This is a genomic window from Paraburkholderia sp. 31.1 (genome assembly GCF_014397645.1).
Taxonomy (GTDB): domain Bacteria; phylum Pseudomonadota; class Gammaproteobacteria; order Burkholderiales; family Burkholderiaceae; genus Paraburkholderia; species Paraburkholderia tuberum.
Genome location: NZ_VZQN01000004.1, coordinates 67972 through 94793, shown reverse-complemented (window position 1 = coordinate 94793; position 26822 = coordinate 67972). Strand labels below are relative to the sequence as shown.

The following is a 26822-nucleotide window of genomic DNA, read 5'->3' as shown; positions in this document are numbered from 1 at the left end:
CCGTTGATGCGTCCGTACGGGATCGCAGTGCTTTTCGGGGCGGCGGTTGGCCTGAGCGGATGCATGCGGGTGGGCCCGGACTTCAAGCCGCAGCATGAAGCGTGGAGCGAGCACTGGAGTAGCGAATCGATCACGCGGGTCACGCAACAGGGTGCACAGCCCGATGTGCGCCAGTGGTGGCTGATCTTCGACGATAGGAATCTCGAACGTCTGATCGCCGAAGCCGACGCGAACAACGGCGACCTGAAGATCGCCGGACTGCGCGTGCTCGAGGCGCGCGCACAGCTCGGCATCGCGCTCGCGGGACGCTATCCGCAGGTGCAGCAGGCGAGTGCCGATGTACTGGCTTCGGCGCGCAAGCGCTCGGATGGTTCCAATCCGCGCTCGGGCGCCTTCGTGCAGTACGGCGCGGGCTTCAGCATCGGCTGGGAACTCGATTTCTGGGGACGTTTCAGCCGCGCGATCGAATCGGCCGACGCCGGGTTCTTCGCCGCGCAAGCCAACCGCGACGATGCGCTGGTTCTGTTGCACGCGCAGGTCGCGGATACGTATTTCACACTGCGGGTCGCGCAGGCGCGGCTACGTATCGCTCGCGAGAACGCCCAGTTGCAAAAACGCAGCTACGACATCGCTCAAAAGCTCTTCAAGGCTGGCGAATCCGACGAACTCGACTTCCAGCAGGCGAAGACGCAGTACCTTGGGACGCTGAGCAGCATCCCCGATCTCGAAAGCCAGATCGTGCTTGCGCGTCATGCGCTGTCGGTGCTGATCGGGCGAGCGCCGGGTCCGCTGCCGGAACTCGACGTGCAGACGGGCAAGGAAGGCGTGGTGCCGCTGGTGGATCATGCGGTGCTGCAGGACGTGCCGGCCGATCTGCTGTTGCGCCGCCCTGACGTTCGCGCGGCCGAGTATCAGATGGCTTCGCAGTCGGCGCTCATCGGCGTGGCAAAAGCGGATCTGTACCCGTCGGTATCGTTGCTCGGCACGCTGACGTGGACCGCCAGTTCGCTCGCGGGCGCACCGAGCACACTGCTCTTTGCCGCGGGCCCGAGCGTGACGTGGAACGTGTTCGATTACGGCAGGATCACGAACAACGTGCGCGTCCAGGACGCACGGCTGCAAGAGTTGACGCTCGCTTATCAGAACACGGTGCGCGAGGCGGCGCGCGAGGCCGACGACGCCGCGACGGCGCTGCTCGCCGCCTTGCAGCGCGACACCATTCTGAATGACGCGCAGGGCGCGGCGCGGCGCTCGCTGACGCTCGCCAATACGATCTATCGGGAAGGGTATTCGGACTTCCAGCGGGTCCTCGATGCGCAGCGCGCGCTGTTCGCGCAGCAGGACGCGTACGTGGTCAATCGCAGCAATGCGCTCGGCAGTGTGATCGCGCTTTACAAGGCGCTCGGAGGCGGCTGGGAAACCGAACAGCCGCTCGTCGACGCGGCGACGCGCGCGCAGATGCGGCAACGCACCGATTGGGGCGACCTGCTCGACCAGACGGCGCCGTCTTCCGCTACGCCGGGGCAAGCCGAAGGGGCGTCACGATGAGCGATACCCAGGATACCCGCGAGCCTCGAACCGCCGCCCCGCCGAAGTCGTCGACGCCTGCCGCCGACCCTTCGGGCAGGGCGGTCAAATGGGTCGTCTGTCTGATCGTGCTGAGCCTGATCTGGTATCTGCTCGCCGACCGTTTCACGCCGTATACGCAGCAGGCGCGGATTCAGGCCTATGTCGTGCCCGTCGCCGCCGAGGTGTCGGGACGCGTGACGCGGGTGTTCGTCCATAACAACCAGGATGTCAACGCGGGGGACGTGCTGTTCGAAGTCGATAGCGAGCCCTACCGCATTGCCGCTGACCGGGCGCGCGCCGATCTGGAGTCCACGCGCCGGCAGCTCGGTGCCAGCACGGCCGGCATCGAGTCGGCAGTCGCGGCGTTGCGGGCCGCCATCGCGAACGAGGTCAAGGCGCGCCAGGACAGCGACCGTCTCGAGCGACTCTATCGTGAAGACGAGGGCACCGTCTCCCTGCGACGCCTCGAGGTCGCGCGGGCGACGCATGAACAGGCGCTAAGCCAGGTCGACGGGGCCCGTGCCGAAGTCGAGCGGGCGCGGGAGCAGCAGGGCGGAAGCGAGGCGGAGAATGCGCAGTTGCGCAGCGCCGCTGGCGCGCTGGAGAAGGCCGAACTCGATCTCGCCAACGCGCGGATCAGAGCCCGCTCGAGCGGCGTCGTGACCGATCTGCGCACGGAAGTCGGTCAGTTCGCCGCGGCGGGCAATCCGGTCATGACGCTGATCGCGATCCGCGACGTGTGGGTCAGCGCCGACATGACGGAGAACAATCTGGGCCATCTCAAACCCGGCACGCGCGTCGAGATCGCATTGGACGTGCTGCCCGGCGAAGTGTTCGGCGGGCGGGTTCGCAGTATCGGCTATGGCGTGAGTGTGGGGCAGAGCACGCCGGCGGGCAGCCTGCCCACCGTGCAGAATAGCCGCGACTGGCTGCGTCCCGCGCAGCGTTTCCCGGTAATCGTCGAATTCGACGACGGCGAGCGCGCGCGTCTGCGCGATCTGCGGGTGGGCGGGCAGGCCGAAGTGATGGCCTTTCCGACCCAGGGCAATCCGCTCAATCCGCTGGGACACGCGTTCATCCGGCTGATGAGCTGGCTCTCCTACGTCTATTGAGAAGCCCATGCAACCCGTGACCCAGCGCCTCGGTTATCGCGCGATACGTGTGGCCATCGGAACGGCGATCGCTCTTGCCGTCAGCTTTGGACTCGATTTCCCGATACCCGTCGTCGCGCCGGTATTCACGGTTTTTCTGCTGGCCACGCAGAATCGCCCGCTATCGTTGAAGGCCGGCATGATTCTTTCGCTGGTCGTGGCGTCGACCACCGGCAGCGGCCTGCTCCTCGTTCCGTTGCTTCGTCACTATGCGTTGGCCGGCATCATGATCGTCGGCCTCATGCTGTTCTTCGCGTTTCGTTACGGGCTGCGTGGCGGCAACAATCTCGTCGCGACTTTTCTGGTCGCGGGACTGACGATGATTTCCGCCGCGGGCACGGCCGACTTCGAACTGGCCCTGACGGTCGTCGGCGCGCTGGCGAAGGGACTTCTGCTTGCCGTGCTGGCGTCGACGCTGGCGCACAGATTGTTTCCTGAAAGCATGGGCGCGCGAGAACAGCCCGCCGCGGCAGCGATGGCGGAAGACGAGGCGGCCTATATCGCGCTGCGTGCCGCGCTCGTCGTCATGCCGGCCTATCTGCTCGCGATGACCGACCCGGCGAACTACATGCCGATCATCATGAAGTCCGTCAGCCTCGGCAGACAAACCTGCACGACCTCGGCCCGCGGCGCCGCACGCGATCTGATCGGCTCGACGCTGCTCGGCGGTCTGCTCGCCATCGCGTTCTGGTTTGCACTGAGGCTGTTCGTGCATCTGTGGATGTTCTTTCTGTGGATGCTGTTGTTCGGCCTGCTGGTGGGACGCAAGCTGTACGGCCTGCAACCCACGCGTTGTTCGCCGGGCTTCTGGCTGAACAGTCTCGTGACGATGATCATTCTGCTCGGGCAATCGGTGCAGGACAGCGTGGCGGGCAAGGATGTCTACACCGCGTTTGCCGTGCGAATGGGGCTCTTTCTGGCCGTAACGGCCTATGCGTATTTGATGCTTCTGCTTTTCGAGCAGCACCGCTGTGCGGAGTGAGGCGGTGCGGCATGCTGCAAAGCCGATCCGGTGATCGCAACAGGAGCGTGCAATGGGAAATGCGACAGGCGATGGCGCGGTCCGTCCTCGGGCCGGCGAGATCCTGAAGGAAATGGCGATAACCCTGTGGTATCTGAGAGCGATTCTGATCGGTCTGCTTCTACTGTTCGTCCTGCTGACGTTTGGCATGGACCACTGGGGCGCGCCCGTCGAGACAGCGAACCGGACACCGTCGCCGCTGGGTGAAACCGTGTACTTCTGCGCGATCACGGCGCTCACCATCGGGTACGGCGATGTCGTGCCCACTTCGGCGTTCGGCCGGATCGACGCCGCATGCCTCGGGCTGATCGGCGTGGTATTCACTGGCTTGATCGTGGCCGCGGCTGTACGAGGTGTGCAGGAGGCCGCGCATCGGGCGGAAAGGACGGGATAGCGAGGCGCGGAACAGAACGAGACGGACTGGACGGTTTTGAAGGCGGCAGTCAAGGCTGGACGTATTCAGGTCATTCGTGAATGAGGTTCAAGTCCCAGCCTGACTTTTTCTAAACCACATCGGCTAATTGCCTTCCGGCATTTTCGACGAATGATGGCTGGTAATCAGCCACTTGTGCCCATTCCACGCGTAGGTGAACGTATAGCGCGCCTTGACGACCGAGCCGTCCGCGAACTTGAAGGTGTAGAGCCCCGAGTCGATCGCCGTGTTGCATTCGATCATGATGTCGCGGAAGTCGATCGTGCCGACCGGTTTGTTTTCGAGGAAGTGTTTGAAATAGTCGAGCTTTTCGTCGACGGTCAAACGCGGCTTGTTCGAGACGGTCGGCAGCAGGATCGAGTTCGGCGCGTAGTTCGCCACGACCTTCTGCGGGTCGCCGGTTTTCAGCGAGTCGTTCCAGCGATCGAACAGTGCGGAAATCTGCTTTTCGGAGGTGGGATGGCAGGCTTCGGACCTCGCGAATGCGCTGCCATGGGCCACGACCGCAACCATCGCAAAGACGACGGACGGCCCGTCTACGCTGATTCTCATGATGCCCTCCGCGATCGTTGCCGGTGGATTGTTCCGCCAGTAAATCGAAACTGCGCACGGCATATCCGCCACAGTATCGACATTAGAGGACAAGAATCCGGGTTATTTGCGTCGGTTCAGCTCGCTTCTTCCAGAACCACGACACTGCGTGCCTCCACGCGCGACTGATCGCTTTCGACAGCGGCCTGTTGCGCCGCTTGCACGATGTCATGCGGACTGTCGCGCGCGGTATCGACGATACGCCGCCAGCGCCGCCCGTCGGGCGCGGGCAACTGGACCGTGCGGGCGCAATCGTCCATGTTGAACACCGCGTGCAGTGCCGGCTCGCCCGGCTCTTCGCCGCCCAGCGTGACGGCGAGAAGCCGCGCGCCTGGATCGTGCCAGCCCGGCTCGTTCAGGCGCTCGCCGTGCCATGCCGCATCCTGCCGAGTCTGCCCCGGCGAGGGCCGGCCGGTCAGGAAATACCGCCGCCGCAAACTTGCGTGGCGCTTGCGCAGCGTGATCAGCTCGCGCACGAAGCGCGACATGGCCGAGCCGGCTTCAGTGGGTGTCCAGTCGAACCAGCTGAGGGCGTTGTCCTGACAATAGGCGTTGTTGTTGCCGCGCTGGCTGCGCAGCACCTCGTCGCTGGCGAGCGTCATCGGCACACCCAGACTGAGGAACAGGATGGCCATCGCGTTGCGCGCCTGGCGGTGTCGCAGACCGAGAATCCCGGCGTCGCCGGTCTCGCCCTCGGCCCCACAGTTCCACGACAGGTTGTCGGAGCTGCCGTCGCGATTCTCGTCGCCGTTGGCTTCGTTGTGCTTCGATTCGTAGCTGACGAGATCGATCAGCGTGAAGCCGTCGTGGCACGTCACGAAGTTGACGCTGTTGTTGGGCAGCCTGCCGTCGTCCGCATAGAGGTCCGAGCTGCCCGCGATGCAGGTCGCGACTGCCCCGATGAGCCCCGGGTCGCCGCGCACGAAACGCCGAATCACGTCCCGATATTGGCCGTTCCACTCGGCCCATGCCATGCCGGGAAAGGCGCCGACCTGATACATGCCGGCGGCGTCCCACGCCTCCGCGATCAATGGCACGCGCGACAGCACACGCGAAGACTCGATCGCCCAGGGCAGCGGTGGATCGACCATCAGCTCGCCGCGCTGGTCGCGCGCGAAGATACTCGCCAGATCGAACCGGAAGCCATCGACGCCGAGTTCTTCCACCCAGTATTCGAGGCAGCGCACGATGAACGTCGTCACCAGTGGATGGTTGCAATTGATCGTGTTGCCGCAGCCGGTGTAGTCCCGGTAGCGGCGCCGGTCGGCCGCGTCGAGGTGGTAGAAGATATCGTTGACGAGGCCCTTGAAGTTGATGACGGGGCCCGTCTCGCCCGCTTCGGCCGTATGGTTGAACACGACGTCGAGCAGCACGGCGATGCCCGCGGCGTGCATGGCGTCGGTCAGCGCGCGAAACTCCTGGGGCGCGCGCGCGGGATCGCGGCAGTAGCGAGGATGCGGGCTGTAATAGCTATGCGTGCTGTAACCCCAGTAGTTGCTCAGGCCGAGGGCCGCCGTGGCGGGCGGAACGTCCTGTTCGTCGAAGGCCATCACCGGCAGCAGCTCGACGTGGGTCACGCCAAGCTGCGTCAGGTACGGAATCTTTTCGATCAGGCCGGCGAAGGTACCGGGATGCTGCACGCCGCTCGACGGATCACGTGTAAAGCCGCCGACATGCAGCTCGTAGATGATCGCGTCGTCGAGTCCGCGCGAGATACGCCCAGGCGACGAGGGCAGGGGTTCCGTCACGATCGCGCGGTGGGTTTTGTGCCCGTCGGGATTCGGCTGGCCGAGCGCAGGCCGCGTCCACAGCACGTCGCTGACCGCGCGGGCATACGGGTCGAGGAGTTCGCGGTCGGGGTCGAACGCGTAGCCGCTAGAGCGCGTATCGCGCGGACCGTCCACCCGCCACGTGTAGCAGGTGCCGAACGGCAGCGCTTCGACCATCACATGCCAGTAGTAGAAGGTGCGGTTGCAACCGGCGGCGAGCGTGATGATCTGGAACGGCTCGGGGCTGTCAGCCGCGTCGTACAGCAACAGCTCGACGCGCGTCGCGTGACGGCAGAAGATGCAGAAATTGATGCCGCCGGGCACCGCCGACGCGCCCACGGGAAACCGCGACCCGGAGCGAACCGCATGAGCACGCACCGATCCCGTTTCAGGGTCATTGATCAAGGGTGATCCTCATCGGGCGGATCTTCCAGATCTTGTCGCAGTATTCGCCGATGGCGCGGTCGGAAGAGAACTTGCCCGAGCGCGCGGTGTTCAGGATCGACATCCGGGTCCAGCGCCGCGTGTCCTGCCAGGCGGCGCTCACGTCGTCCTGACGCGCCACGTAGGCGGCATAGTCGGCGAGCACGAGAAACGGGTCCGCGTGCGTCAGATTGTCGATCAGCGGGCGGAACATCTCGCGGTCTCCTCGCGAGAAATGACCGTCGGCGATCAGTTGCAGCACTTCGCTCAGTTCCGCGTCGTCCTTCACATAGTCCGCGGGGCGATAACCCGCGCGCTTCACACGTTCCACTTCGTCGGCGCTCAGGCCGAACAGGAAGAAGTTTTCGTCGCCGACCTCTTCGCGGATTTCGACGTTGGCGCCGTCGAGCGTGCCGATCGTCAACGCGCCGTTCATCATGAACTTCATGTTGCCGGTGCCCGATGCTTCCTTGCCGGCCGTCGAAATCTGCTCGGACAGGTCGGCGGCAGGGTAGATGAAGTGCGCGTTCTTCACATTGAAGTCCGGATAGAACACGACTTTCAGCCGCCCGTTCACCATCGGGTCGTTATTCACGACTTCGGCGATGCCGTTGATCAAACGGATGATCAGCTTGGCCGTCGCGTAGCCGGGCGCCGCCTTGCCGCCGAATACGAAACAGCGCGGTGTCAGCGCGAGCTGCGGATCACGCAGCAGGCGCCGGTACAGCGTGACGATCAGCAGCGCGTTCAGATGTTGCCGCTTGTATTCGTGGATGCGCTTGACCTGCACGTCGAACAGCGCGGCGGTGTCGACGCCGATGCCCGTGACGCCCCGGATATGCTCGGCGAGCACGGTCTTGTTCGCCTGCTTCACGCTACGCCAATGCTGCTGAAACGCGGCGTCGTCGGCATAGGCTTCGAGCTTGCGCAGTCGCGCGAGATCAGTGACCCAGCCAGCGCCGATGGTCTCGTCGAGCAGCCGCGCGAGCGCCGGATTGCAAAGCAGCATGAAACGGCGCGGCGTGACGCCGTTCGTGACGTTGTGAAAGCGCTCGGGCCACAATTCGGCGAAGTCCCGCAGCACGGTCTGCTTGAGCAGCCCGGAATGCAGTTCGGCGACGCCGTTGATCGCGTGGCTGCCGACCGTCGCCAGATGCGCCATGCGCACGAGCTTGTCACCGCGCTCGTCGATCAGCGACATGCGTGCGATGCGCGCGTCGTCGCCCGGATAGCGCTGCCGGACCTCGTCGAGGAAGCGGCGGTTGATCTCGTAGATGATTTCGAGCAGGCGCGGCAGCAGGTTGCGCATCAGCGGCAGCCCCCAGGTTTCGAGCGCTTCGGGCAGCAGGGTGTGATTGGTGTACGCGAGCGCGCGCCGCGTGATGTCCCAGGCCTCGTCCCACGGCACCTGCCTGTCGTCCACCAGCAGACGCATCAGCTCGGCGACGGCGATCGACGGGTGCGTGTCGTTCAACTGCACGTTGAACAACTGAGCGAAGTGTCCGACCGGTTCGCCCTTGATTTGGAGCAGGCGCAGCATGTCCTGCAGCGAGCACGACACGAAGAAGTATTGCTGCGCGAGACGCAGGCGCTTGCCGATCTCGGGCTCGTCGTTCGGATACAGCACCTTCGACAGCGTCTCGGAGATGACCTTTTCGTTGACGGCCTCGTAATAGTCGCCGGCGTTGAAGTCCTGCAGGTCGAACGACTCGACCGCCTCGCTCTTCCACAGCCGCAAGGTGTTGCACGTGTTGACGTGATAGCCGGGCATCGGCGTGTCGCAAGCCACGCCTTTGACCTGCCGTGTGGGTGTCCAGCGCACGCACAGGTGCCCGCGTGCATCGGTTTCGTTGTGGGTGCTGCCGCCAAACCCCACGTAGTACGCAACCTCCGGGCGCACGATCTCCCATGGATTGCCCTTTTGCAGCCATTTGTCGGTGGTTTCGACCTGCCAGCCGTCGCGAATCTGCTGGTCGAAGATGCCGAACTCGTAGCGGATGCCATAGCCGATGGCCGGTATTTCCAGACTTGCGAGCGAATCCAGATAGCAGGCCGCGAGGCGGCCAAGTCCGCCATTGCCGAGCCCCGGCTCTTCCTCGAGTTCGAGCAGCATGTCGAGGTCGACGCCGAGCGCGCGCAGCGCTTCGCGTGCGTTGGCCTCGATGCCGAGATTGACGAGGTTGTTGCCGAGTTGCGGGCCGATCAGAAACTCGGCGGACAGGTAGCAGGCGACCCGCACATCGCTTCCGGCGTAGGTCTGTACGGAGGTTGCCCAGCGGGCCAGCAGCCGGTCGCGCACGCTATACGCGAGCGCCATGTACCAGTCATGCGGGGAAGCGATCGCCGGATAGCGGCCCCGCAGGCACAGCAGATTGTCGAGCACGCCGCGTTGGAGCGCGGCGGCGCTCAGGCCGGTGCGCGCTGCATCCGCGCTTTGCTGCGAGGTCGTGGTGGGAGCGTCGGCCATGATGCTTTCCTCGGTGCATGCTGCGCGTGACGTTCAGAAGGGCCAGACCCAGTCGACGATCTCGGCGCGGTCCGTGCCATGCGTATGCGCATAGTTCAGGTTGCTGACGATCGCGTTCCTCATGTCTTCCCTGAGATGCGCGGATCTGCCCTGCAAGCGCGGCACGCGGTCGAGCACGTCGATCACCAGATTGAAGCGGTCCACCTGATTGAGAATCGCCAGTTCGAGCGGCGTGTTGATGTTGCCTTTCTCCTTGTAGCCCCGCACGTGCAGATTCTCGTGATTGCGAAAGCGATAGGCGAGCTTGTGGATCAGCCACGGGTAACCGTGGAAATTGAAGATCACCGGCTTATTGGTCGTAAACAGGCTGTCGAATTCGCGTTCGGTCGAGCCGTGCGGGTGCTCGCTCGCCGGCTGCATCCTGAACAGGTCGACCACGTTGACGAAACGCAGCTTCAGTTCGGGCAGACGTTCGCGCAGGATCGCCGTCGCCGCCAGCGCTTCCTGGGTGGCGACGTCGCCGCACGAGGCCATCACCACGTCCGGTTCGGCGTCCTCGTCGTTGCTCGCGCGCCGCCACACGCCGATGCCTTTGGCGCAGTGCACGACGGCTTCGTCGATGGTGGTGAATTGCAGGTGTTTCTGCTTGTCGGCGACGATCACGTTGATGCAGTCGGTGGTGCGCAGACAGTGGTCGACGACCACCAGCAGCGTGTTCGCGTCGGGCGGAAGATAGACGCGCGTGACCGAGGGGCTCTTGTTGGTGACGAGATCGATGAAGCCGGGGTCCTGATGCGAAAAGCCGTTGTGATCCTGCCGCCACACGGTCGACGACAGCAGAATGTTTTCCGCCGACACCCACGCGCGCCATGGCACGTGATTGCGGCTGATGTCGAGCCACTTCGCGTGCTGGTTGAACATCGAATCCACCACGTGCGCAAACGCTTCATAGGTATGGAAGAAGCCGTGGCGGCCCGTCAGCAGATAGCCTTCGAGCCATCCCATCAGCGTATGTTCGGACAGCATCTCCATCACGCGGCCGTCGCGCGCCAGTTCGCCGCCGTCCTCGTCCTCGGGGAGCATCTCGGCCATCCACACCTTCTTGCTGACCTCGTAGATCGACTGCAGACGGTTCGAGGCCGTTTCGTCCGGGCCGAACACGCGGAAGGTGTTCATGTTCGCGCGCATCGTGTCGCGCAGAAATTCGCCGAGTGGCCGCGTGTTCTCCTGCAGCACCTTGCCGGCGTGCTGCACATCCACCGCGTACGCGCGGATGTCGGGCAGCTTCAGTTCGCGGCGCAGCACGCCGCCGTTCGCGTGCGGATTGGCGCTCATGCGCCGCGGGCCTTGGGGCGACAGCGCCTTGAGTTCGGGGATCAGCCGGCCCTCGGCATCGAAAAGTTCGGCGGGCCGGTAGCTGCGCATCCATTCTTCGAGCACTTCGAGATTCGCGGAGTTGTTGCGCACATCGGAAAAAGGCACCTGATGCGAGCGCCACGAGCCTTCGACCTTGTGCCCGTTGATCTGCTTCGGTCCGCTCCAGCCCTTGGGCGTGCGCAGCACGATCATCGGCCAGAGCGGCCGCTCGAGATTGCCGTTCGCGCGTGCCTGCTCATGGATTGCGCGAATTTCGCCGAGCACGGTATCGAGCGTGTGCGCCATCTTCCGATGCATTTCCGCGTGATCCGATCCTTCGACGAAATGCGGGGTGTAGCCGTAGCCGACAAAGAGCGCTTCCAGTTCTCTGCTGCTGATGCGCGACAGGATGGTCGGATTGGCGATCTTGTAGCCGTTCAGATTCAGGATCGGCAGCACGGTGCCGTCGCGGGCCGGGTTGATGAATTTATTCGAATGCCACGCGGTGGCGAGCGGCCCGGTCTCCGCTTCTCCATCGCCGACCACGCAGGCCACGATGAGGTCCGGGTTGTCGAGCACGGCGCCATACGCATGCGACAGGCTGTAGCCAAGCTCGCCGCCTTCATGGATGGACCCGGGCGTCTCCGGCGTCACATGCGAACCGATATGGCCGGGAAACGAGAACTGCTTGAAGAACTTCTGCATGCCCTCGGCATCCGCACTCTTGTCCGGATAGATCTCCGAGTAGGTGCCTTCCAGATAGGTGGGGCCGAGCACGCCCGGTGCGCCGTGTCCGGGACCGGCCATGAAGACGACGTCGAGATCGTCGCGTTTGATCACGCGGTTCAGATGCGCCCAGACGAACGATAACGCCGGGCTCGCGCCCCAGTGTCCGAGCAGGCGATATTTGACGTGGTCGACTTTCAGCGGCTCCCGCAGCAGCGGGTTGTCCAGCAGATAGATCATGCCGACCGAAAGATAATTGCATGCTCGCCACCACGCATCGATCAGTTGAAGTTCGTCGCTGCCGAGCGCGGTCTGCTGCGAAGCGTCCGCCGCGGGATGTTTGCCCATACCGACGTCTCCTGTGCTTGCAGCCGCAACCCGAGGGTGTGGATCGCGTCGGGTGCGCTGCGCAGGCGCTTCGATGATTGATGGGGTCCGAATCGCGCCTGTTGGCGGACCTCTACAACCGGGTATTCTTCGCGAGACCCTGAACATTCATAACGCAGAATATGTTACTGCGCGAGGATTGCAAGGATGATCCGACACCGTGTCGCGCGGCTTGCAGAACCGCACGGCGCATTCACGCCGCGATCGATGCTCATTCGCGCGGATCCGGATTCAACCGCGCGTCGATATGCTCAGGCTTGATAGGAATGATGCAGCGTTCATGCCCCGCGGCGGCGACCTCGCGTGGCGGCGCGTCGGTGATCGCCGCGAAGGCCAATAAATCGTTAAGCGTTGTTCGACGCCTGCCCATGTCTGCTGGCGCGCGAATACGCCAGGACGCGTGCGGGCAGGCGTTGGACAACGCTTAACGAAGGACAACCTTTAACGGTTCTCGTCGGATCAGCGCGCGAGCCGGGATTGCTAACAGTCGGCTACAGCAGCATACAAAGCGTGCGGATGGTCCGTGACGGCAGCCCAATAGCGGTCTCCATAGGACCAACGCCACGACTCGAACGGATAGTTGACCAGTTCAATGGAACCCTGTGCGGCCCACCCTGGCGAACACGATGCCGGCCATATCGACTTGGTAGCTAGTATTTTTCTGAGCAGTAGCCTCGACGTCTACTATCGGGGAAGCTACATGAGCATCCCACGACCTACTCGATGGGCAGAAAAGTTCGGAGCAACGTGTTGAACTGCTCTGGTGTTTGAACTGGCGGCAAATGGCCAGCATCAGGCACTTCACGCAAGACCGCACCAGAAATTTTTCTCGCGAGGTTTCTGCCCGCTTCTTGGTTGATTTGAAGATCTGCCGCCCCGATAACAACCATGGTTGGGCATTTGATGTTGTGCAATTGCGATTCCACGTCAAAAGTAGAGATCATTTCCCACATGGATGCGTGAAAATTTTTGTCCTGAAGCAGGAGCGCCTTCGTTATCCGATCAAGCACATCGGGGCGAAGCGCTCTGAAAGGTTCGGGAAACATGCGCTCATTCAATAGCTGCGCCATCTTTGGCATGCCGTCCCGCCGTGCCATCCCGGCGAATTCTGACATAGCCCGGCGTCCGGCCGCAGGAAACGTGCTGCGAGTTGAAATCAAACTCAACGAACGAACTAAATCTGGGCGTTTGATGGCCAGCGTTTGAGCAATCATGCCGCTGATAGAGACCCCTACGACATGAGCAGCTTTCACACCAACATGCTCAAGCAACCCAGCTACGATCTGCGCCATAGCATCGAATGTAGGGAAATCCAGCTTTGCGGATAGGCCGTGGCCAGGCAAGTCCAGAGCGATAACATCGTAGTGGCGTGCGAACTCTGCAATCTGATGTTCCCACCACGTGAGATCCATTCCAATTGCATGGAGAAAGACCAGCGACGGCGCGCTCTTGGGCCCCGATCGCACAAAATTTATGTCCGCTATTTCAGCTATTTTGACTCTCGTCATTTCACTTCTCCCGACAACTTCCCAGAATACAGCCGCTCACCCTATCGGGTCGATGATCGTCGAAGCCAGAGGTGATTACAAACCGTCAGATACCTATCCTGAAGCTTGCGGCAGGGTGTGCACTCATCCACTGAATATCTCGGAATTTTCCTTCTCGTGACGTGTTATCTGAGGAAGCAATGGCTTCATTTGAGCTTTTTAGAGAGGTAGATGAAGGCCAGTCCGTTGCACGTCCTTCAAATGTCAGAGGAGATACGTGATGTGTGGGATTGTGGGCTGGGTGGACTACGAACGCGATCTGGGCGAGCAAAAGCCGATCATTGAGGCAATGACACGCACGATGGCACTGCGCGGGCCGGACGCGCAGGGCATCTGGATCGACCGCCATGCAGCACTGGGACACCGCAGGCTTTCCGTCATCGATCTCGAAGGCGGAGCGCAACCAATGCAAGCTGCGGAAGAAGGTAAAGCGGTTGCATGCCTGACCTACAGCGGCGAAGTGTACAACTTCGTTAAACTACGCGACGAGTTGATGAAGCGCGGCCATCGCTTTACGAGCCGCAGCGATACCGAAGTCGTGTTGCGCAGCTACCTCGAGTGGGGCGAGTCATTTGTCGATCGTCTGGTTGGTATCTATGCGTTCGCGATCTGGGATACGCGCAAAGAGGAGTTGCTGCTGGTGCGCGACCGTGTAGGCGTGAAGCCGCTGTTCTATCAACCCTTCGGCAGCGGCGTGCTGTTCGGTTCCGAGCCAAAAGCGATTCTGGCTCATCCGGATATTGTCCCGCGAGTGGGGCTGGAAGGGTTGCGGCACATAATCAGCATGTTCCGCATGCCCGGCGACGCGGTATACGAAGGCATGCGCGAAGTGATGCCTGGACACCTGGTTCGCGTGTCGCGCAGTGGCATCGCGCAACGGTCCTACTGGAAGCTCGAGGGTTACGAACATACCGATTCGCTGGGTGTCACGATCGAAACGATTCGTGGACACCTCGACCGGATCATGCGCCAGCAGACCGTTGCCGACGTGCCGCTTTGCAGCCTGCTATCGGGCGGGCTCGATTCGTCGTTGGTCACGGCGATGGCCGATCGGATATTGCGCCAACGAAGCGGCAGTGCAGTGCACTCCTATTCGGTCGATTTTGCGGACCATGGGCAGGCGTTCGCCAAGGACCCGTACCGTGATACCGCCGATACGCCGTTCGTGCGTGAGTTCGTCAAGCAGGTGAATACGCGGCACACCGAGGTCGTGTTGAACGACCGCGAACTCGCGAACATGCAAGTGCGGCGTGCCGTTGTCGACGCGCTCGACTCGGCATGGTTCGTCGGTGGCGACCTGTTCCCATCGCTCTATCTACTCTTCAAAGCAGTGCGCGAGAATTCGACGGTCGCATTGTCCGGCGAGGCCGCCGACGAAGTGTTTGGCGGCTATAGATGGTTTCACACGCCGGAAACCGTCAACCTCGACACGTTCCCCTGGATGCGTGTTGCGCCGTCGAAGCTCGACACGCTGTTGTTGCCGGACCTGTCAAAGGAGCTGCGCCTGAAGGAGTATGAGGCCGACTGTTACGCCCAGGCACTCCGCGCAGTACCGCATGTCGGCAAGACGGGCGCCGAAAAGCGTATGCGCGAGATATGCCACCTCCATCTGATCAACTGGCTCCCCATCCTGCTAGACCGGAAGGACAGGATGAGCATGGCGGTGGGCCTCGAAGTACGTGTGCCCTTTTGCGATCACGAACTGATGCAGTACGTATTCAACACGCCGTGGAGCATGAAGACGTTCGATGGTCGCGAGAAGAGCCTGCTGCGCGCAGCGGCAGGCGACGTCGTGCCCAAGGCGATTCTCAAACGCGTGAAAAGCCCCTATCCGGCCACGCAAGACCCAGCGTATGAACGCGCTTTGCGTGACTGCATGGGCAGTGTGATCTCGAAGGCGTCGCCGCGCACGGCACAGACTTTCGACGTGGACGCGGTTCGTAAGCTGATCGATCAACCGCTGAACGAAGTTAGCATCGGTTGGGAGCGAGGGGACATCGATCACGCGCTCGCGATGTCGGACTGGCTGGAAAGGTACGACGTGGAACTTGTATAGGCGAGGTGGCGCTATGAGATTTTAGCGCCGGATGCGCTCTGCCGCCGTCCCTGCTGGCCAACACAACACACGCCGATAAGTTCGCCTTGTAGAGGGCAATCAGACACATCAAGGATTCGCGGCTCCGATCAAGGGTGCCGATACATGTCATTCGCCTTCGGCAAACACTGATCCGACGTGTAACCAGCCAATGAAACGTTCAAGGAGAACACATGGCGACCACCCAGGATATCGCTGCACGGATCGATGCACTCGAAAGCCAATTCGCGCTGGAACGGCTCATCGCCGCATACAGTCAGGCGTTCGACAATCGCGATGAGGCACTGCTGCGCAGCATTTGGCATAGCGATGCGAGTCTGTTACTGGGCGACGCGTTCGGCAACTGTACCGGTATCGATGCCATCATCGAGTCAGCTCACAAGAACTGGGCGCAGATCCCGTACATGCATCACTGGACGGCCAATCCACTGATCGACATTAACGGCGACCTCGCCACGGGCAAGGTGGCGCTCAACGCGCTGGTTACCCATGCGGAGATGGGGCCGGTCCAGATCAGCGGCCTTTATCACGACCGGTTCGAGCGCCGTGACGGCCACTGGGCATTCACGGAGCGCAGATTCGATTTGCACTACGTGACGCCCCTGCCGAACTGGAAACCGGTTGCCGGAATCGAAGCTGCGTCCCAGTCCTGAGCCGAATAGCCAGGCGGATAGAGGTGGCCGCGCAAGTTCGGACAGTCGAATAAGTGGTTTGGCGGGGGCCTGAGCCAGCGATAATGTCTGTCGGATACAACCGCCACGCCGTGGAGCTGGGACACGGCAGCCGGCGAGGACCGGAAATTGTTCGACTACCGCCCGGTCCCTACGCACTTCTTTGCGGGAACAGATGGTGCGCTTTTTCTGATATGAGGATTTGGACTTATGACGGTGAAAAGAGACAGCACGGGCTGATTTGTCATGTCCCGATCGAAAACGCGGACGGGAACATTTACGCGAACCAGTTACAGCATTTCATCGACGTGTCCTGGAAAGGGCAACCCCGATCATCGACGGAGACGACGCAGCGCGTACGCCGCAAGCGACACTTGCGGTCCCCCGCGGGATGGCAAACACAGATGGCGTGAACGTCGGAAGGATTGCTGACCGTCTCGATGCGGCGCAGAGCCCCTCGCCCAGAATAACAGCGCAAGCTCGGCGATCATTCGGTTTAATGCGACGTGACGCGTTGCATCGGATGGAATACCTCGTGGATCAAGGGTGTTTTGAAAGAGTCGCTCCGCGATACTCACGTCAAAGGACCCACGCCATGACCAATGAAGTCGACCGTATGCTTGATGAAATCCGCAAACTGGCGCCAAGCATTCCATCGCGCGCAGCCGAAATCGAAGCGGCACGCCGAATGCCTCCAGACCTGGTGGAGACGCTTAAGGCGATCGGCATCTATCGCATGTTCGTACCCAGGAGTCACGGCGGAATGGAGCTTGATCTTCCGAAGGGGCTCAGGGTGATCGTCGAACTCGCAAAGATCGATGGGTCGTTGGGCTGGCTCGCGATGATTGCCAGCGTAGGTGCGCTGTTTGCATCCTTGCTGCACATTCGGACATATGATCAGGTCTACGAGACGGGTCCGGACGTCATCCTTGCCGGTTCGTCCCAGCCTGCGGGTACCGCGCAGGCGGTGACGGGCGGCTGGCGCGTGAGCGGGCGCTGGCCGTTCGCCAGCGGTTGTCAGCAAGCCGAATGGATGATGGGTTTCTGCACGATGACGAAAGACGGGAGGCCGCTTCCCGGTTGCGCCGGCGAAGACGGGCCGCCGCTGGTGCGCGGCTTCATTCTCCCAGCGTCCGAATGGCGGATCGAGGATACGTGGCACGTGGCAGGGCTCAAGGGTTCCGGCAGTCATCACATCGCGATCGCCGACAAGATCGTGCCGGAAAGGAACTTCTTTGATATCGAGAACGGCGTGCCTTGTCTTCCGGGCCCGCTCTATCAGAGCGGGCGGGAACTCATTCCGGTGATGCACAGCGCCTTCTCCGTCGGTGTGGCCGAAGGAGCGTTGGGGGAACTCGTCGCGCTTGCGAATACCGGCCGGAGGCAGCATCGCGCGGTGACTGCGATGCGTGATTCGGAGCTGTTCCAGGCAGAACTCGGCCGAGTCGAAGCCGACCTGAGGGCGGCGCAGGCGTTCATGGAGGTACAGGCCGCAAGCCACTGGGGCCATGCGCTGGCGGGAACAATCAACGACGACGCGCTGCGCATGCAAAGCACGCAGAACGCCGTGTGGATCGCTTCGACCTGTGTGCGTATTGCCGACGCGTGCTTCGCGCTGGGTGGCGGGAGCGCTCTCTATGACGCCTCGCCGCTGCAGCGGCGATTGCGTGACCTTCACGCCGGGGCGCAACACGTCGTGGCCCAGCAACGAAATTATGCTGCAGTTGGCAGGCTGCTTCTGGAAGACTTGGTCTCGAAGACCGCCGCCGGCTAGTCGAGCCGCAAGATAGTCGATCGATGTGAGGGGACGTCTGTAGGCCCCAGGAAACCCGCCATTCCGATGATGCTCTCAGCTAAACGGATCCACGCGCATTCCCAGGTTTGCCGAACCATCGCGCCAAGACTTCGGCAATCTCCTCATCGCGAATGGCGGCTTCACTTGCCCACGCGACGAACCCGTCAGGACGCAGCAGTACAGCGCGCAATCCCAGCCGTTCCTTGACGTCGCTTGCGACATAGGTGACCTGCTCTCGCCAACGGCTCGCGAGCGCCTGAAGCGATGCGCCCGGGTCGAACTCCAGGAATAGGCCTTTTCCTTCGCGCAGAAGACCGCCGACCTTTGTTCCGTCGACGAGCTCGAAATCAGGAGCGCTGCGGCCTACCAGCGGATGACCGCCGCCAAGGTCGTAGCGGAGCGAAACGCCCCACACGCGCTCAGCAAAGTACGTCGCGCCATCGCGGGTCTCGATGAGATCACGGATGACGGCTGCAAGCGCGCGCGTGCTTTGGGTGGGGCGCATGAGCGCAACCTGCGCGCGCGACCAGTCGAGAACGTTCACTCCCACCGGATGCCGTTCCCGCTGATAGCTGTCGAGTAGATTGGTCGGCGCGTCGCCACGGATCGTGGATGCCAGCTTCCAACCCAGGTTCATCGCGTCTCCCAGACCGAGATTAAGCCCTTGACCGCCCAAGGGGGAGTGGATGTGTGCGGCGTCACCCGCAAGCAGCACGCGTCCTTTGCGATACGTTGTCGCCTGGAAAGCTCGATCCGTCCAGGTGGTAGCGATCTGAAGTTTTGTCAGGGTGATATCTGTGCCCGACACGCGGCGCAACACTGCCTGCACATGCTCCAGCGTGATCGGTTGGATCCGGTGAAAGGCGCCGCCATCGAATTCCACCATCGCGATCGTGCCAGGCCGTGCATAGGTGTACATGCCCTTCGACGTATAGTGCCGGCCGGGGCGGAGCGCTTGCTGGTCTGCCATCTCGATTTCAACGGAATAGCCGGTGAACTCCGGTTCGGTGCCAACGAAATCAAAGGCGCCTGCCTTGCGCATCGCACTACGACCACCATCGCAACCGACAAGCCAGCGTCCGGCGAAAGTCTCGCCACCCGCGTGAACATTTACCTCGTCGTCTGACGCCCTTATCGCGTTGGCACTAAAACCACGCCGGATCTCGGCCCCCATCGCACTGGCTCGGCGAGCCAGGACAGTTTCGAGTGTCTCCAATTCGACTGCCATGCTGGTGTCGGCCGGGCTTGGCAGACGATATGGCCACTTCGAGGTGTCAACGTCGTCGTGATAGAACTGGATGCCCGCGAAGTGGCCGGCTGGCCGACGCGGCTGTCCCGTCCAGTGTGCGGTCGTCGCATTCTTGCCTGCGGCATCACTCTCACGCTGCGCCGCGACTACCTCATCCAGCAACCCACGACGATACAGCGCTTCAAGGGTCGGCGCCGAAAGGCCGCGCATTCCGAATGGAAGGCGCTTCAATGGGGAGTGTGGGTCCTCGGCTTGCTCCAGCACCAGGACCGAGAGGTCAAACAGGCGCAGCTCGCAGGCGAGAAACAGGCCGACGGGGCCGGCCCCGGCAATCACAACGTCATAGATATCTGGATGATGTCTGCGCATGAACTACTCCTGTGTCGATGTCCGACCGGAGCGTTCCTCAGTTGAGAACCACACGGACGAACGTTTGGACGCCTGTACAGCGTCGAATGTTCGTCGTGGGGATCTCGTGCGCGAGGCCAAAGACCAGAGCTTTCGTTACCGAAAGGACTTGGGCTTACCAAACCAAGTCTGCCTTTTCCGACACAGCTTTATAACATTGTGGCGATGGGTTGCAACAGCCGGCGGCGTTCAAAGCCGTGCGAGCGCGAACTGTAGCGCGCGGCGAGCGTGTAGGCCCATCGCGCATTTGCCGACCGCCGTGTCGCCAGGACTGGTGGCGCACGCAACAACGCAAAGAGAGACGACTGTCAGTCGGCTTTCCGATCGAAAGCTATCTGCACGGTTTGTACGCGATAATCGCCATCGCGACGGCTGCCGCAAGGCATTAATAGGGAATATGGTGAGGCAAACGCCAAGACCATAGCTGTGCCCGCAACTGTAAACGCGAAGTCCGATGTCATCAGGCCACTGGGCAACCGGGAAGGCGGCGTCGGGCGCAGACACGTAAGCCAGGAGACCTGCCGCGCCCGGGACGTAATCGCGCCCGGTAAACCCGCCCATACCGGGCGCTTCACCAGCATGCGAGGACATTCATGCGACAGCCTTATCTTTCTCACCTGTTCGACGACGGCCCGCAGGCGCTACGCGGCAAGGTCATCGGCATTTTTTCACTGCTCATAGCGGCCAACGTCGGCGTCTGGATCTGGGCGCTCACTGCCCTTCATGGCCGCCCCGCGTTGATCGGCACTGCATTGCTCGCTTATACGTTCGGCTTGCGCCATGCGGTCGACGCAGATCACATCGCCGCTATCGACAACACCACACGGAAACTGATGCAAGGCGGCAAACGCCCGGTTGCAGTGGGCTTTTTCTTTTCGCTGGGGCATTCGACGATCGTGATCGCGCTTTCGGTTGCCGTCGCGTTCGCGGCCGTCACGCTGAAAGCACGCTTCGAAGACATGAAGGCAATCGGTGGAATCATCAGCACCTCAGTGTCGGCGGGTTTTCTGCTGGTGCTGGCAATCGTCAACGTGATGATTCTGGTGTCGGTGGTGAAGACTTTCCGGCGCGTGCAGCGTGGCGAGCGCCTCGTCGAGGAAGACCTCGACATGCTGCTCAACAAGCGCGGTTTCCTGTCGCGCATTTTCCGTCCGCTGTTCCGCCTTGTCTCACGTAGCTGGCACATGTACCCGATCGGCTTCGTGTTCGGCCTGGGCTTCGATACGGCGACGGAAGTGGCGCTGTTCGGTATTTCTGCCGCTCAGGCCGCTGATGGCATGTCTCTCGCGACTATCCTGATCTTCCCCGCACTGTTTACTGCGGGCATGTGCCTGGTCGATACCGCCGACGGCGTGCTGATGCTCGGCGCATATGGCTGGGCTTTCATGAAGCCGGTCCGCAAGCTGTACTACAACATCACGATTACGTTCGTGTCGGTGATTGTGGCGGTGCTGATCGGCGGCATTGAGGTGCTGGCGCTGATCGCGGACAAGCTCGACCTCAAGGGCGGCTTCTGGGATCTGATCGGCACGGCATCGGACAACTTTGGCCTGCTCGGCTACGTGGTGATCGGCCTGTTCGTCGTCAGCTGGCTGGTGTCCGTGTTGTTCTACAAGCTCAAGCGCTACGACGACATGCCCGTCAACCTGGGCTGATCGAAAAGCCAGAACAAACCTGCCGGATGCGCAACGCGTCCGGCTCAGACATGCAGAGGATCGTGCTGCCCGGACGCGTTGCCATGATGATGTCGCGCGTTCGAATGCTCATGTGCGCGCCGAACATGCGGACGTAGCGCCGGTAGTCCGCCAGAATCTGAGCCGAATAGCACATGGATGCCTCCGTTTGCTGTTCCGATGATACGTATTTGCGCGCTCGCATCAGCAGAAGTCTCTGCTCGTCGTCTGCAACTCGCCCAGCAGATGAGACATGTCGACGAGCCGCTGCGCGACGAGGTGCCGTACTTCTCCCTGACACTGCCACGTGCCGTACACGGCGAGCAGCGCGGCGCCCAACGCTTCTTTGCGCTGTTTTTCAAGCAGGCTTGGCCAGATGATCACATTGACGTTGCCCGTCTCGTCTTCGAGCGTGACGAACACGACTCCCTTGGCCGTGCCGGGACGCTGACGGACCGTCACCAGTCCGCAGCCGCGCGCGAGGCGGCCGTTGCGATAGGTCCGCAGCGTCGAGGCCGGCATCAGCCGGTTCGCGAGCAACTGCGGCCGGAGCAGTTCCAGCGGATGGCGGTTGAGCGTCAGGCCGAGCGAACGGTAGTCGGCGACGATGTCGTTCGCTTCGCTCGGTGCGCCCAGTTCGGGCGTTTCGTCCTGAGTCGCCGCGGCCGCGAGCATATCCTTGTCCGGCACCGCGACGACCGACTGCCACAGCGCTTCGCGGCGGTTTCCCGCGAGCGCTGCCAACGCATTCGCATCCGCGAGCGCATGCAGGTCTTTGCGGTCGAGCTGCGCGCGGCGCGCGAGATCGTTGACGCTCGCGAACGGGCGAACCGCGCGCGCGTTCTCGATCCGTTCGGCGGCGCCGTCCTTCATGCCGCGCAGCAGCGAAAGACCGAGACGCACGGCGGGGCGCGTCGCCCCCGCACGGGGTTCGAGCGAGGAGTCCCAACCGCTGATCGTCACATCGACCGGCAACACCGTGACGCCGTGCCGCTGCGCATCCTGAACCAGTTGCGACGGCGAATAGAAGCCCATCGGCTGGCTGTTCAGCATCGCGGCGAGAAAGGCTTCGGGTTCGTGACGCTTGAGCCAGCTGCTCGCATAGACCAGCAGCGCGAAACTGGCCGCGTGACTTTCGGGGAAGCCATATTCGCCGAAGCCCTTGATCTGCTCGAAGATCGCCTCGGCGAAGGCCTGGTCGTAGCCGCGCTCCTGCATGCCGAGCACGATGCGGTCATAGTATTTTTCGAGTCCGCCCTTGCGTTTCCACGCGGCCATCGCGCGTCGCAACTGGTCGGCTTCGCCGGCGGTGAAGCCGGCCGCGAGAATCGCCACCTGCATCACCTGCTCCTGGAAGATCGGCACGCCGAGTGTGCGGCCCAGCGCGGTCTTCAACGCGTCGCTCGGATAGGTCACGGGCTCGAAGCCCTGACGGCGCTGCAGATAGGGATGCACGGCGCCGCCCTGAATCGGACCGGGCCGCACGATCGCGACTTCGATGACGAGGTCGTAGAACTTCTCTGGCCGCATGCGCGGCAGCATGCTCATCTGCGCGCGCGATTCGATCTGGAACACGCCGACCGTATCGGCGGCCGAAATCATCGCGTAGGTCGCCTCATCCTCGGCGGGGATGTCCTGCATTTCGAAGCGTTCTCCGCGCTGTTCCGAAACGAGGTCGAGCGTGCGCCGGATCGCCGACAGCATGCCGAGCGCGAGCACGTCGACCTTCAGCAAGCCCAATGATTCGAGGTCGTCCTTGTCCCACTCGATCACCGAGCGGTCGGCCATCGCCGCGTTTTCCACCGGCACGAGCCGGGTGAGCTTGCCGCGGCTGATCACGAAGCCGCCCGAATGCTGCGACAGGTGGCGCGGAAAATTCAGCAGTTGCGAGGCGAGCTTCGCCCAGGCCTGAATCAGGGGCTGGTTCGGATCGAGGCCGGATTCCGCGAAACGCGCGAGCAGATCCCGACTGGTATCGAACCAGTGGTGCGACTTCGCGACCGCGTCGACGATCTGCGGATCGACGCCGAGCGCCTTGCCCGTTTCCCGCAGCGCACCACGCGGACGATAGGTCGACACCGCCGCCGCGATCGCCGCCCGGTCGCGGCCGTACTTGCGATAGATGTACTGGATCACTTCTTCGCGCCGCTGGTGCTCGAAGTCGACGTCGATATCGGGCGGCTCGCCGCGCTCCTTGCTGATGAAGCGCTCGAACAGCATGTTGCCGCGCGCGGGGTCCACCTCCGTCACGCCGAGGCAATAGCAGACCGCCGAGTTCGCGGCCGACCCGCGCCCCTGACACAGAATGTGCTGGCTGCGCGCGAAGCGGACGATGTCGTAGACGGTCAGGAAATACGGCTCGTACTGCAGGTCCGCGATCAGTTCGAGTTCGTGCTCGATCTGCTGCTGCACGTGATGCGCAATCCCCGCGGGAAAACGCCGCTGCGCGCCGACATAGGTTTCCTGACGAAGATACGAGGCCGGCGTATGGCCGGCCGGCACCAGCTCGTCGGGATACTCGTAGCGCAGCTCGTCGAGCGAAAACGTGCAGCGGCTCATGATGTCGACCGTCGCGGCCAGCGCGTCTTGCGGGTACAGGTTGGCGAGCCGCAACCTCGAGCGCAGATGCTGCTCGGCGTTCGGCGCCAGATCATAGCCGCACTGATGGACCGGTTTGCCGACCCGGATCGCGGTCATCGTGTCCTGCAGCGGCTTGCGCGAGCGCACGTGCATCACGACTTCGCCGAGCGCGACGACGGGCACGTCGCGGCTGCGCGCGACGAACTCGACCGCGCCGCGATGCAGGTCGTCCATCGCGCGTTGATGGAGCACGAGGCCGACCCATGCGCGGCCGGTGAACGTTTCGTCGAGCCATTCGACCTGCGCATCGAGCGCGTCTTCGCTGGCCGGGAAATCCGGCACGAGAATCGCGAGGCAGTCGGGCATGCCGAGCAGGTGGCGATACTCCTTCTCCGGCCGCGACAGATCCTGCGGCGTGAGCCGGTATTCGCCCTTGGGCGCGCGCATGCGCGCCAGCGTGATCAACTCGGACAGATTGCCGTAGCCGTTGCGGTTGCGGGCGAGCAGGATCAGGCCGAACGCCGGCGAACCATCGGCGTTGACGAGCCGGAAATACGAACCGACGATGAACGGCAGCTTCGCTTCTTTCGCCGCGACATGCGCGCGCACGACTCCCGCGAGCGAGCATTCGTCGGTGATCGCGAGCGCGGAGTAGCCGAGTTGCGCGGCACGCCCGGCCAGTTCCTCAGCGTGCGACGCGCCCCGCAGAAACGTGAAGTTGGAAAAGCAGAACAGCTCGGCATACGCCGGCAGCATCGTGAAGGTGGTGTCCATGGCCGCTCATCCGCGCCTATCAGCCGAACAGGCCATGCAGGAACCAGCGTTGCTCTTCTTCCGCGTCGCGGCTGCTCACGCGCTCGCGGTAGATCCAGTAGCAGCTCTGGTCGTCCGCCTGCGCGACGAAGTAGTCGCGCGTGACGAGCTCGCCGTCGAACCAGCCGCTCTCGATGCGCTCGCCCGGCGACACCATGCGCAACGGCGAGCCATAAAACGGGCGGTGCTGGCGCATCAGCAGACGCACGGGCGTGTCGAGCATCCACGTCGGGCGGGGCAGATTCTGCGGCAGCGGGCCGGGCTTGACCGGCTGCGACACCGGCAGCCAGCGGTTCGCGATCTCCGGACGATGATCGGCGCTCGGCGCGGGTTTCAGCACGTTCTCTTCGCCGAGCCGCGCGACCAGCAGTTCGAGCAGCCGCGCGTGATCCTCCTGCGAGCCGCCCGGTTCGGGAAACAGCGTGTCCGACGCGGGCGCGGCCGACTCGACGTTCGACGCGTCGAGCCGCAACGCGATCACGGGCGCGGCGAGCTCGATACGATGCAGCCGCTCCTTCAGCAGCCGCATCAGATGTTCTTCGCGCCAGGTCGGCTCGCCGAGTGCGACGTCGATCGTGGTCGGCTCGATCGCAGCGCGTCCGCGCTCGTGTTCGAGCGACAGGCGAATGCCGGTGAGCGCGAGCTGTTTTGCGCACAGCCATCCGCACAGTTGCACGATCAGGCGCTGCGCGCCGAACACCGCGCCATCCGCGTGTTCGAGCCGGTCCGGCATCTCGATGCGCGCCGAGAACGTGGGTGGCAGTTCGAGCCAGTCGAACAGTTCGGGCGCGGTCCCGAACGCGCGGTCGAGCGAGTCGAGCAGATGTTCGCCGCAGCGGCGCTGCAAGCCGGCGCGGGGCAGGCGGCGCAGATCGGCGATGCGCTCGCAACCGAGGCCCGTGAACCAGTCGGCGAACGGGCGGACTTCGGGCACGGCGAGCATCGGCAGGGCGGACAGGCGCTGGTCGAGCGACGCGAGCTTCAGCACGCGCCGGTTGCCGAACTTCGCGAGCAGCCACGCGCCCTGGCCGGTCGGCGCGGCACTGATGCGCGCGGTGAAGCCGAGCGCGTCGAGGATGGCTTTCGTATCGCGGCACAGCGCGAGCAGGCCGCCGAAGAGCCGCAAACTCGCGCCGATCTCGACGACGACCGTCGCCTCATCGAGCAGCGCGACTTCGGGCGAGAAGCGCATCAGCGCGATACCCACCTCGCGATGGGCTGCCGTTTCACGACCGCTATCGCGCTCATACATCTCGGTCTGCGGCGACAGCGTCAGCACGCCGCCGCGCTTCATGCCCGGACGCACGCCTGCCGAGCGCGCGGCGGGGTCGGCCATGACCACCTTGTCTTTCTCCAGCACCGCGCAGCCATGCGCGGGCTCAGGCGACCACTTCGGTCTGAAGACCTCGAGCGGCAACTTTGGCAGATGAACGGCGAGAAAGACGCGCATGTCGGGAAAGCAGAACGGGAGTGGGTTGAAGGGGAATCGACAGGGGCTCTGCGCGAGCGGGCCCTCGTCGTTTCACGATGTCGATGGTGAGACCTTCGGCCGATGGCCTGAGCGCGAGCCGCAGCAGCGCGGGGGATGCCTCCTGCGCGGTGGCGAGCGGCCGCACCATGATGAAAAGCGTCTCCGACGACTGCGCGGCCAGATGCAGACGGCGCAGCGACGACGCCTGCGCGTACTGCGCCCAGAAGATCAGCGCGCCGCAACTGCCGGCGCGCAGGATCTGCTCGGCGGACCACAGCGCGTCGGCGGTTTTCGGCGCATTGATCCGCAGCACCTGCTGCAGCGACAGGCCGATGTAGTTGAGCCCGAGGCCGTCCGGCGTATGCGGCGGTTGCACGAAGACGAGCGGACGCTCGCCGACGGCGCTGAGCGCCGGCTGCAACAGCCGCAGTTCGCCGACGCCGGCCTGCTGCACGAGCAGATCGACCAGCGCGCCGAGCGGCCAGCCACCGCCGGGCAACTCCGCCGACAGGGCCGGATAACCGGTATCGACGCTGCGGCCGCGGCCAGCGCCAAGCTGGGACGCCCGCCACAAGGACGGGTGAATGGCTTCCGGTGCTGGCAGGGCAGCTGTCATTTGCGAAAATA

General features: G+C 63.1%; 19 protein-coding genes and 1 riboswitch. Of the genes, 8 read left to right on the top strand and 11 right to left on the bottom strand.

All coding sequences use genetic code 11. The features are described 5' to 3' along the window. Window positions 1–6 precede the first annotated feature (6 nt). From F6X37_RS03755 to F6X37_RS03740, 4 genes are read left to right on the top strand one after another with little or no spacing between them, the layout of a single operon-like run. Window positions 7–1548 carry a TolC family protein gene (locus tag F6X37_RS03755; protein ID WP_187610440.1) on the top strand — a complete coding sequence of 514 codons (1542 nt, stop codon included), beginning with the start codon at window positions 7–9 and terminating at the stop codon, window positions 1546–1548. Beyond that, entirely contained in the window at window positions 1545–2681 is a 1137-nt protein-coding gene (locus F6X37_RS03750) for an HlyD family secretion protein (RefSeq protein ID WP_187610371.1), read from the top strand. The genes F6X37_RS03755 and F6X37_RS03750 overlap by 4 nt, the downstream gene beginning before the upstream one ends. A 7-nt stretch (window positions 2682–2688) precedes the next feature. After that, window positions 2689–3702, top strand: coding sequence for a DUF2955 domain-containing protein (locus F6X37_RS03745; RefSeq protein WP_187610370.1), 1014 nt, complete (start codon window positions 2689–2691; stop codon window positions 3700–3702). A 52-nt stretch (window positions 3703–3754) separates the two neighbouring features. Continuing rightward, window positions 3755–4135, top strand: coding sequence for a potassium channel family protein (locus F6X37_RS03740; protein WP_187610369.1), 381 nt, complete (start codon window positions 3755–3757; stop codon window positions 4133–4135). A 123-nt stretch (window positions 4136–4258) separates the two neighbouring features. Here F6X37_RS03740 and F6X37_RS03735 read toward each other — a convergent pair whose 3' ends face one another. From F6X37_RS03735 to F6X37_RS03710, 6 genes are all read right to left on the bottom strand, one after another. Continuing rightward, the gene (locus tag F6X37_RS03735) at window positions 4259–4726 is read right to left on the bottom strand and encodes an SgcJ/EcaC family oxidoreductase (protein WP_187610368.1); all 468 of its coding nucleotides are present in this window, start codon (window positions 4724–4726) and stop codon (window positions 4259–4261) included. A 116-nt stretch (window positions 4727–4842) separates the two neighbouring features. Further along, window positions 4843–6939, bottom strand: a complete 2097-nt coding sequence (gene glgX / locus F6X37_RS03730; RefSeq protein ID WP_222944750.1) for a glycogen debranching protein GlgX — start codon at window positions 6937–6939, stop codon at window positions 4843–4845. Further along, window positions 6929–9424 carry a glycogen/starch/alpha-glucan phosphorylase gene (locus tag F6X37_RS03725; protein WP_187610367.1) on the bottom strand — a complete coding sequence of 832 codons (2496 nt, stop codon included), beginning with the start codon at window positions 9422–9424 and terminating at the stop codon, window positions 6929–6931. Before F6X37_RS03725 ends, glgX begins: the two co-directional genes overlap by 11 nt. Before the next feature lie 33 nt (window positions 9425–9457). Further along, entirely contained in the window at window positions 9458–11854 is a 2397-nt protein-coding gene (locus F6X37_RS03720) for a phosphoketolase (protein ID WP_187610366.1), read from the bottom strand. 250 nt (window positions 11855–12104) lie between these two features. Then, window positions 12105–12263 carry a hypothetical protein gene (locus F6X37_RS03715; protein WP_187610445.1) on the bottom strand — a complete coding sequence of 53 codons (159 nt, stop codon included), beginning with the start codon at window positions 12261–12263 and terminating at the stop codon, window positions 12105–12107. A 346-nt stretch (window positions 12264–12609) separates the two neighbouring features. Continuing rightward, a complete protein-coding gene (locus F6X37_RS03710; RefSeq protein ID WP_187610365.1) occupies window positions 12610–13401 on the bottom strand; it encodes an alpha/beta fold hydrolase in 792 nt (263 codons plus the stop codon). A 259-nt stretch (window positions 13402–13660) separates the two neighbouring features. Between F6X37_RS03710 and asnB the strand changes: the two genes are divergently transcribed. The 3 genes from asnB (at window position 13661) to F6X37_RS03695 (ending at window position 17980) form a co-directional block, all read left to right on the top strand. Then, the gene (asnB, locus tag F6X37_RS03705; protein ID WP_187610364.1) at window positions 13661–15496 is read left to right on the top strand and encodes an asparagine synthase (glutamine-hydrolyzing); all 1836 of its coding nucleotides are present in this window, start codon (window positions 13661–13663) and stop codon (window positions 15494–15496) included. A 212-nt stretch (window positions 15497–15708) separates the two neighbouring features. After that, complete coding sequence (locus F6X37_RS03700) at window positions 15709–16188, top strand: nuclear transport factor 2 family protein (protein WP_187610363.1); 480 nt, start codon at window positions 15709–15711, stop codon at window positions 16186–16188. A gap of 613 nt (window positions 16189–16801) precedes the next feature. Continuing rightward, window positions 16802–17980, top strand: coding sequence for an acyl-CoA dehydrogenase family protein (locus F6X37_RS03695; protein ID WP_187610362.1), 1179 nt, complete (start codon window positions 16802–16804; stop codon window positions 17978–17980). Between the two features lie 79 nt (window positions 17981–18059). Here the strand turns inward: F6X37_RS03695 and F6X37_RS03690 are convergent, their stop codons facing one another. Then, on the bottom strand, window positions 18060–19619 hold the full coding sequence (locus F6X37_RS03690) for an FAD-dependent monooxygenase (RefSeq protein ID WP_187610361.1): 1560 nt from the start codon (window positions 19617–19619) through the stop codon (window positions 18060–18062). A gap of 391 nt (window positions 19620–20010) precedes the next feature. Beyond that, window positions 20011–20199, top strand: a riboswitch (cobalamin riboswitch). Between the two features lie 52 nt (window positions 20200–20251). Between F6X37_RS03690 and F6X37_RS03685 the strand changes: the two genes are divergently transcribed. Next, window positions 20252–21313 carry a HoxN/HupN/NixA family nickel/cobalt transporter gene (locus F6X37_RS03685; protein ID WP_187610360.1) on the top strand — a complete coding sequence of 354 codons (1062 nt, stop codon included), beginning with the start codon at window positions 20252–20254 and terminating at the stop codon, window positions 21311–21313. Here the strand turns inward: F6X37_RS03685 and F6X37_RS03680 are convergent. The 4 genes from F6X37_RS03680 to imuA are packed head-to-tail and all read right to left on the bottom strand — an operon-like array spanning window position 21300 to window position 26811. Then, a complete protein-coding gene (locus tag F6X37_RS03680; protein ID WP_090804200.1) occupies window positions 21300–21488 on the bottom strand; it encodes a hypothetical protein in 189 nt (62 codons plus the stop codon). The two genes, F6X37_RS03685 and F6X37_RS03680, sit on opposite strands and share 14 nt — an antisense overlap. A gap of 47 nt (window positions 21489–21535) precedes the next feature. After that, a complete protein-coding gene (locus F6X37_RS03675) occupies window positions 21536–24685 on the bottom strand; it encodes an error-prone DNA polymerase (RefSeq protein ID WP_187610359.1) in 3150 nt (1049 codons plus the stop codon). A 19-nt stretch (window positions 24686–24704) separates the two neighbouring features. Beyond that, window positions 24705–26174 (bottom strand): Y-family DNA polymerase, encoded by a 1470-nt coding sequence (locus F6X37_RS03670; RefSeq protein ID WP_184071321.1) that lies wholly within the window; start codon window positions 26172–26174, stop codon window positions 24705–24707. Then, window positions 26104–26811: a translesion DNA synthesis-associated protein ImuA gene (gene imuA, locus F6X37_RS03665; RefSeq protein ID WP_184029676.1), complete on the bottom strand. Its 708-nt coding sequence runs from the start codon at window positions 26809–26811 to the stop codon at window positions 26104–26106. Before imuA ends, F6X37_RS03670 begins: the two co-directional genes overlap by 71 nt. Window positions 26812–26822 lie beyond the last annotated feature (11 nt).

Excerpts from the sequence above, each read along its gene's own strand:
- F6X37_RS03755 (WP_187610440.1), top strand. The coding sequence starts at position 7 with ATGCGTCCGTACGGGATCGCAGTGCTTTTCGGGGCGGCGGTTGGCCTG.
- F6X37_RS03750 (WP_187610371.1), top strand. The coding sequence starts at position 1,545 with ATGAGCGATACCCAGGATACCCGCGAGCCTCGAACCGCCGCCCCGCCG.
- F6X37_RS03745 (WP_187610370.1), top strand. The coding sequence starts at position 2,689 with ATGCAACCCGTGACCCAGCGCCTCGGTTATCGCGCGATACGTGTGGCC.
- F6X37_RS03740 (WP_187610369.1), top strand. The coding sequence starts at position 3,755 with ATGGGAAATGCGACAGGCGATGGCGCGGTCCGTCCTCGGGCCGGCGAG.
- F6X37_RS03735 (WP_187610368.1), bottom strand. The coding sequence starts at position 4,726 with ATGAGAATCAGCGTAGACGGGCCGTCCGTCGTCTTTGCGATGGTTGCG.
- F6X37_RS03725 (WP_187610367.1), bottom strand. The coding sequence starts at position 9,424 with ATGGCCGACGCTCCCACCACGACCTCGCAGCAAAGCGCGGATGCAGCG.
- F6X37_RS03720 (WP_187610366.1), bottom strand. The coding sequence starts at position 11,854 with ATGGGCAAACATCCCGCGGCGGACGCTTCGCAGCAGACCGCGCTCGGC.
- F6X37_RS03715 (WP_187610445.1), bottom strand. The coding sequence starts at position 12,263 with ATGGGCAGGCGTCGAACAACGCTTAACGATTTATTGGCCTTCGCGGCG.
- F6X37_RS03710 (WP_187610365.1), bottom strand. The coding sequence starts at position 13,401 with ATGACGAGAGTCAAAATAGCTGAAATAGCGGACATAAATTTTGTGCGA.
- asnB (WP_187610364.1), top strand. The coding sequence starts at position 13,661 with ATGTGTGGGATTGTGGGCTGGGTGGACTACGAACGCGATCTGGGCGAG.
- F6X37_RS03700 (WP_187610363.1), top strand. The coding sequence starts at position 15,709 with ATGGCGACCACCCAGGATATCGCTGCACGGATCGATGCACTCGAAAGC.
- F6X37_RS03695 (WP_187610362.1), top strand. The coding sequence starts at position 16,802 with ATGACCAATGAAGTCGACCGTATGCTTGATGAAATCCGCAAACTGGCG.
- F6X37_RS03690 (WP_187610361.1), bottom strand. The coding sequence starts at position 19,619 with ATGCGCAGACATCATCCAGATATCTATGACGTTGTGATTGCCGGGGCC.
- F6X37_RS03685 (WP_187610360.1), top strand. The coding sequence starts at position 20,252 with ATGCGACAGCCTTATCTTTCTCACCTGTTCGACGACGGCCCGCAGGCG.
- F6X37_RS03680 (WP_090804200.1), bottom strand. The coding sequence starts at position 21,488 with ATGTGCTATTCGGCTCAGATTCTGGCGGACTACCGGCGCTACGTCCGC.
- F6X37_RS03675 (WP_187610359.1), bottom strand. The coding sequence starts at position 24,685 with ATGGACACCACCTTCACGATGCTGCCGGCGTATGCCGAGCTGTTCTGC.
- F6X37_RS03670 (WP_184071321.1), bottom strand. The coding sequence starts at position 26,174 with ATGCGCGTCTTTCTCGCCGTTCATCTGCCAAAGTTGCCGCTCGAGGTC.
- imuA (WP_184029676.1), bottom strand. The coding sequence starts at position 26,811 with ATGACAGCTGCCCTGCCAGCACCGGAAGCCATTCACCCGTCCTTGTGG.